Annotated in this window: 3 rRNA genes; all 3 read left to right on the top strand. The window is 56.0% G+C overall.

Going from position 1 to position 5592, the window contains the following annotated elements:
• Window positions 1-50 precede the first annotated feature (50 nt).
• The 3 genes from AEAE_RS06635 to rrf all read left to right on the top strand — a co-directional run bounded on the left by AEAE_RS06635 (window position 51) and on the right by rrf (window position 5298).
• A 16S ribosomal RNA gene (locus tag AEAE_RS06635) occupies window positions 51-1572 on the top strand.
• A 385-nt stretch (window positions 1573-1957) separates the two neighbouring features.
• Window positions 1958-5024, top strand: a 23S ribosomal RNA gene (locus AEAE_RS06630).
• Between the two features lie 156 nt (window positions 5025-5180).
• Window positions 5181-5298 (top strand): 5S ribosomal RNA (rrf, locus tag AEAE_RS06625).
• Together the 16S, 23S and 5S rRNA genes form the textbook arrangement of a ribosomal RNA operon.
• Window positions 5299-5592: the final 294 nt, after the last annotated feature.

Genomic DNA, 5592 nt, shown 5'->3' with positions numbered 1-5592 from the left:
TCTATTGATGGCACTCCTGTTACCGTTTGTTTCTGGCTTTTCATGATTTTTTTGTGGAGAGTTCGATTCTGGCTCAGGACGAGCGCTGGCGGCGTGCTTAACACATGCAAGTCGAACGGGATCCTGATAGCTTGCTATTGGGTGAGAGTGGCGAACGGGTGAGTAATGCGTGACCGACCTGCCCTGTACACGGGAATAGCTCCTGGAAACGGGTGGTAATGCCCGATGCTCCATCATGCTGCATGGTGTGGTGGGAAAGCTTCGGCGGTATGGGATGGGGTCGCGTCCTATCAGCTTGTTGGTGGGGTAATGGCCTACCAAGGCTTCGACGGGTAGCCGGCCTGAGAGGGCGACCGGCCACATTGGGACTGAGATACGGCCCAGACTCCTACGGGAGGCAGCAGTGGGGAATATTGCGCAATGGGGGGAACCCTGACGCAGCGACGCCGCGTGCGGGATGGAGGCCTTCGGGTTGTGAACCGCTTTTGGTAAGGAGCAAGCGAGAGTGAGTGTACTTATCGAATAAGGACCGGCTAACTACGTGCCAGCAGCCGCGGTAATACGTAGGGTCCAAGCGCTGTCCGGAATTATTGGGCGTAAAGGGCTCGTAGGCGGCCTGTCGCGTCTGGTGTGAAAGCCCGTGGCTTAACTGCGGGTCTGCGCTGGATACGGGCGGGCTAGAGTGCGGTAGGGGAGAATGGAATTCCCGGTGTAACGGCGGAATGTGTAGATATCGGGAAGAACACCAATGGCGAAGGCAGTTCTCTGGGCCGTGACTGACGCTGAGGAGCGAAAGCGTGGGGAGCGAACAGGATTAGATACCCTGGTAGTCCACGCTGTAAACGGTGGACGCTGGATGTGGGGCCCATTCCACGGGTTCCGTGTCGGAGCTAACGCGTTAAGCGTCCCGCCTGGGGAGTACGGCCGCAAGGCTAAAACTCAAAGAAATTGACGGGGGCCCGCACAAGCGGCGGAGCATGCGGTTTAATTCGATGCAACGCGAAGAACCTTACCTGGGCTTGACATGTGGACGATGACTGCAGAGATGTGGTTTCCCTTCGGGGCGTCCTCACAGGTGGTGCATGGCCGTCGTCAGCTCGTGTCGTGAGATGTTGGGTCAAGTCCCGCAACGAGCGCAACCCTCGCCCTGTGTTGCCAGCGCGTTATGGCGGGCACTCACGGGGGACCGCCGGGGTTAACCCGGAGGAGGGTGGGGATGACGTCAGGTCATCATGCCCCTTACGCCCAGGGCTACACGCATGCTACAATGGCCGGCACAGCGGGATGCGATGCGGTGACGCGGAGCGGATCCCTTAAAGCCGGTCTCAGTTCGGATCGGAGCCTGCAACTCGGCTCCGTGAAGGTGGAGTCGCTAGTAATCGCGGATCAGCAACGCCGCGGTGAATGCGTTCCCGGGCCTTGTACACACCGCCCGTCAAGTCATGAAAGTTGGCAACACCCGAAGTCCGTGGCTCATCCTTTTGGGGGGAGCGGCCTAAGGTGGGGCTAGCGATTGGGACTAAGTCGTAACAAGGTAGCCGTACCGGAAGGTGCGGCTGGATCACCTCCTTTCTATGGAGTTTGTGTCTGCTGTTTGGTGGACATGAGACCTGTTTGTTGACGCCTGCACTTGTGGTGTGGGTTTTGGTGTGGAATGTTCAGGAAGACTTGTGGTGCTTTTGGCGCTTTCGGGCTCTCTTGCCGCTAGTTGGCAGGAGGGTTTTCCTTTCCATTGATGGTTTCATCTTGTTGGGTGGGGTTGTTGGTGGTTGTGGTTGGTTGTTTGAGAACTGGAGAGTGGACGCGAGCAAATTAATGGCAATCGTTTGGTTGTTGTTGTTTGTTTTTTCGCTGGGCTCACTGTTTGGTGAGTCTGGTTCGTTTTGGATTTTTTGTGTGATCGTTTGTGTTGATCATGTTGTCCAGGGTTTTGTTGAATGTCTGACAGGTTTTTGTTTGTTTTGCCTGTTGGAGGGCGTTTGGTGGATGCCTTGGTACGCAGCGCCGATGAAGGACGTGTGGGGCCGCGATAGGCCTGGGGGAGTCGCCGACAGGACTGTGATCCCAGGATTTCCGAATGGGGTAACCCGTGGGGAGTTATTTCCTCACACCAGTGTTTGCTGGGGGGAACGTAGGGAAGTGAAACATCTCAGTACCTACAGGAGAAGATATTCCGGGAGTAGTGGCGAGCGAAACTGGATGAGGCTAAACCGTGTGCATGTGATACTCTGCGGGGGTTGTGTGCATGGTGTTGTGGGGTTGTTTGTCTTGTCACCGCAGTGGCGAGCGGTAGTTGAGAAAGTGTAGTGTGAGAGGAACCGGGTTGGATACCGGACCGTAGAGGGTGATGGTCCCGTACTTGTAGACACTATGCCTGCCGATGATGATACCCGAGTAGCGCGGGACTCGTGGAATTCCGTGTGAATCTGCCCTGACCGTGGGGTAAGCCTGAATACGTCTGCGTGACCGATAGTGTACTAGTACCGTGAGGGAAAGGTGAAAAGCACCCCGGGAGGGGAGTGAAAGAGTTCCTGAAACCGGGCGCCTGCAATCCGTCGGGGCACTCTTTTGTGAGTGTGACGGCGTGCCTATTGAAAAATGAGCCTGCGAGTCAGTGGTACATGGCGAGCTTAACTTTTGTTGGGGAGGCGTAGCGAAAGCGAGTCTGAATAGGGCGTTTAGTCGTGTGCTCTGGACCCGAAGCGGGACGATCTAGCCGTGGTCAGGGTGAAGCGTGGGTAAGACTGCGTGGAGGCCCGTACCCACCTGGGTTGAAAACCGGGGGGATGAACTGTGGTTAGGGGTGAAAGGCCAATCAAGTTCCGTGATAGCTGGTTCTCTCCGAAATGCATTTAGGTGCAGCGTTTGATGTTTCCCTGTGGGGGTAGAGCTACTGGATGGCTGCGGGCCCGTTGCGGGTACCAAGGCCAGCCAAACTCCGAATACCATGGGGTTCAGTCAGGCAGTGAGACTGCGGGGGATAAGCTCCGTTGTCTAAAGGGAAACAGCCCAGATCGACGTCTAAGGACCCGAAGCGTGTGCTAAGTGGGAAAGGATGTGGAGTCGCATTGACAGCCAGGAGGTTGGCTCAGAAGCAGCCATCCTTGAAAGAGTGCGTAACAGCTCACTGGTCTAGTGGCTCCGCGCCGAGAATGTAGCGGGGCTCAAGCACACCTCCGAAGGCGCGGCAACGTTTTTTAGCGTTGGGTAGGAGAGCGTTCCATGGTGGTTGAAGCCGAGGGGTGACCTGGGGTGGATGCTATGGAAGTGAGAATGCAGGCATGAGTAGCGAGAGCGGGGTGGGAATCCCCGCCGCTGGATGACTAAGGGTTCCGGGGCTACGTTCGTCGTCCCCGGGTGAGTCGGGTCCTAAGGCGAGGCCGACAGGCGCAGTCGAATGGATGAGGGAGTTGATATTCTCCCACCGGTTCAATACCGTCAGGTCCGAGACGGTTGGCGTGCTTGGTGTTGCTTTTCTCTGATATGCCTTTCGGGGTGTGTTGGGGTGGTGATGCTGGGTGGCGTGGCTGCAGTAGGATAGCACAGCTGTGACGCAGGGGGATAGCCGACTGCGGAGGTGGTTTTCCGTGGTTAAGCGTGTGGCCTGTCTCGTAGTGAAGTACGCGGGGCGTGTAGGTGAGGCGTGATGATGGGAGCCTTGTAGCTTGATATTCGGTGATTCCGTGCTGCCGAGAAAAGCATGCGGTGTGAGGGATTGTTCCGCCCGTACCCTAAACCGACACTGGTGGTCAGGTAGAGAATACTAAAGCGATCGAGAGAATCCTGGTCAAGGAACTCGGCAAATTACTCCCGTACCTTCGGTATAAGGGAGCCCAATGATGGTGATCAACCGTGCGTTGTGAGTTGTTGTTGGGGGCACAGGCCAGGGGGTAGCGACTGTTTACTAAAAACACAGGTGCGTGCGAAGGTGTAAACCGCTGTATACGCACTGACGCCTGCCCGGTGCCGGAAGGTTAAGCGGACCCGTTAGCTTTGGCGAAGCGGTGAAGTTAAGCCCCGGTAAACGGCGGTGGTAACTATAACCATCCTAAGGTAGCGAAATTCCTTGTCGGGTAAGTTCCGACCTGCACGAATGGCGTAACGACTTCCCCACTGTCTCGACCAGGAGCTCGGCGAAATTGCAGTACGAGTAAAGATGCTCGTTACGCGCAGAAGGACGAAAAGACCCCGGGACCTTTACTATACCTTGGCATTGTCGTTCGGTGTGAGTTGTGTAGCATAGGCGGGAGACTGTGATGCTATGACGCTAGTTATGGTTGAGTCGTAATGTGAAATACCGCTCTGCTGATATCGGACGTCTAACCTTGAGAGGTTTCCCTTTCAGGGACAGTGCCTGGCGGGTAGTTTAACTGGGGCGGTTGCCTCCTAAAGAGTAACGGAGGCGCCCAAGGGTTCCCTCAGCCCGTTTGGCAAGCGGGTGTTGAGTGCAAGCGCACAAGGGAGCTTGACTGTGAGAGCGGCGGCTCGAGCAGGGACGAAAGTCGGAGCTAGTGATCCGGTGCCGGCGTACGGACGCGGCATCGCTCAACGGATAAAAGGTACCCCGGGGATAACAGGCTGATCATCCCCAAGAGTCCATATCGACGGGATGGTTTGGCACCTCGATGTCGGCTCGTCGCATCCTGGGGCTGGAGCAGGTCCCAAGGGTTCGGCCGTTCGCCGATTAAAGCGGCACGCGAGCTGGGTTTAGAACGTCGTGAGACAGTTTGGTCTCTATCCTCTGCGCGCGTTGGAGCCTTGAGGAGGCCTGCCCCTAGTACGAGAGGACCGGGGTGGACGGATCTCTGGTGTGCCGGTCGTCCTGCCAAGGGCGCTGCCGGTTGGCTAAGTCCGGATACGATAACCGCTGAAAGCATCTAAGCGGGAAGCGTTCTCCAAGATGAGGGTTCCGTGAACTTCAATGTTCGGGAAGCGGCATAGAGATGATGTGCTTGATAGGCGGGATGTGGAAGCCCTGTGAGGGGTGGAGCTGACCCGTACTAACCGCTGAAGGGCAATACAACTCTTTTCTGTCAGTCTGCAAAACGTTGGGATGACATGGGAATGAACGTTCACCTGTATCCATGTATCGAACCTGTAGCGTAGTCGTGTCCACTGTCCGGTTTTCTTACAGTCAACCTGTAAGATAAGGAAAATGTTGTGATAGTTGAATATGATTTTGCGGTGGTCATAGCCCCGGGGAGACGCCCAGCCTCCATTCCGAACCTGGAAGCTAAGCCCGGGCACGGCGATGGTACTGCACTCGAGAGGGTGTGGGAGAGTAGCACGCTGCCGCATTAAACTTTGTTGAGGGGAGTTGAGAGCCTGCCAGGGTTGGTAGGGTTGTCTCACTCCCCTCTTTTTCATATCCACACCATTAACAAAAAGAAAACAAGCGGGGAACGTTTGCACAGAGTAGTCAGCAGTACCCAGCAATAGGCTTCAGCCGAGAGCGTGAAGGCTGATAATCTCAAGAAATGCCCAGAGGAACACGTGCGGCAACCGTTTGCAAAATGGAGCTGAACGTGGCACAATAGCTATCGAGAGGAAACATCAATGACGAAAGCCTCTCACCCTTCTCGACGATGAGAA

Source organism: Aeriscardovia aeriphila (assembly GCF_002259595.1).
In the GTDB taxonomy this organism is placed as follows: domain Bacteria; phylum Actinomycetota; class Actinomycetes; order Actinomycetales; family Bifidobacteriaceae; genus Aeriscardovia; species Aeriscardovia aeriphila.
The sequence above is the reverse complement of the archived record's forward strand: the minus strand, read 5'-3'. Positions and strand labels throughout refer to the sequence as shown.